The sequence below is a fragment of the Actinoplanes sp. NPDC048791 genome, assembly GCF_040650095.1.
In the GTDB taxonomy this organism is placed as follows: Bacteria; Actinomycetota; Actinomycetes; order Mycobacteriales; family Micromonosporaceae; genus Actinoplanes.
Genome location: NZ_JBEZGQ010001604.1, coordinates 1 through 1306 on the forward strand (window position 1 = coordinate 1; position 1306 = coordinate 1306).

At 71.7% G+C, this 1306-nt stretch carries 1 protein-coding gene and 1 pseudogene; one reads left to right on the forward strand and one right to left on the reverse strand.

The genetic code is table 11. The features are described 5' to 3' along the window. Positions 1 to 23: 23 nt before the first annotated feature. Positions 24 to 149 (forward strand): annotated as a pseudogene (locus AB0C29_RS48885) (hypothetical protein); the annotation flags it as partial. A gap of 413 nt (positions 150 to 562) precedes the next feature. Here AB0C29_RS48885 and AB0C29_RS48890 read toward each other — a convergent pair. Then, positions 563 to 991 carry a hypothetical protein gene (locus AB0C29_RS48890; protein WP_360835273.1) on the reverse strand — a complete coding sequence of 143 codons (429 nt, stop codon included), beginning with the start codon at positions 989 to 991 and terminating at the stop codon, positions 563 to 565. Between the last annotated feature and the right edge of the window lie 315 nt (positions 992 to 1306).

The following is a 1306-nucleotide window of genomic DNA, read 5'->3' on the forward strand; positions in this document are numbered from 1 at the left end:
TGGCCATCGCCGGCAACGGCCGGATGCCGTACGAGCCCGACGCCGCTCGGGCCGCCGGGCTCACCGCCGGGGTCGAGACGGCCAAGAACGAGCCGGCGCACGAGCACACCCGGCTCGCCTTCCTCGGCGACACGATCCCCGTCCCGCCGCTGCGCGCGGTCATCAGCCCCGGCGACATCCTGATCGGCGCCGGCGCCTGTGCGCTCGTCGCGCTCGCGATGCGCCGGCAGCGGCGGGGTGGTCCCGAGTCCGAACCCGGCGACGCGGAGGAGGTGAATCATGATCCACACCTGGACCTGGCAGCGTCTCGCCCTGGCGATCCTCACCGTGGCGGCCCTGGCGACGCTGCTCACCACGATCGGCGCACCGATGACCGAGGGAAGCTGACGAGCGGAGGACACCCATGACCCGGACCTCCGATGGCGGGAAGTCGTCATCGCCGTCTGCACGCTGGCCGCCGTGGCACTGCTGCTCTTCACGATCGGCGCACCGCACGAGCACGGCGGCTGACCGGCCACGGGGAGCCCGCCCGGGCCGGGCCGGCTCCCCGCTCAGGACAGCGTCACCATTCGGCGGTGCAGTCGTAGTCGTTGCCGCGCTGCAGGCAGGCTGAGAACCGGTAGTTCGGGTCGGCCAGCGTGATCTGCCCGAACGTGTGGGTGGAGGTCTGGCTGCCGTCGTTGCGGGTGCCGTGCACGAACTCCCGGCTGCCGTTGCTGTAGATCCGCAACCAGATCACATCGTCCTCGCGCCACCGGCTGCTCGCGCTGACCCGGGCCCAGCCGTACTGGAAGCCCTGGTACCAGCCGGCGCGCAGCTCGATGGTGACGCCGAACTTCGTGGTGTACTGCCCCACCGGCGTCGTCCGGTTCGTCGTCTCGTTGACCTGGCTCAGGTTGAGCACGCTGGGCGCCGCCTGGGCCGGCCCGGCGGCGACCAGCGACCCCAGCATCCCGAGCAGAGCGGCGGCGGTCAGGATCCGCTTACGCATGAAACGCATCGTCGTTCCCCCATGTGAATCACCTCAGTGGACAGTGCCGGTCCAGCCTCGCCGCGGCGCGGTACACGGCACCAGCCTTTCGAAGGACGTCGAATTGTCGGCTAGGGTCGGCGGTGCCACCGAGGGGAACGGCGGGCGGGGGAAACACGTGCGGGGCAAGACGCGGCTACAACTCGGACGGATCGACGCGGTGGCGGTCTCCGTCGTGCCGCACGCCGGCGCCACGCTGATGTCGCTGCTCGCCGACGTGCTGGGCGAGCGTCCGCAGGGGGTGCCCCCGCACTGGCGGCGAGCCCTGCGCGCGGC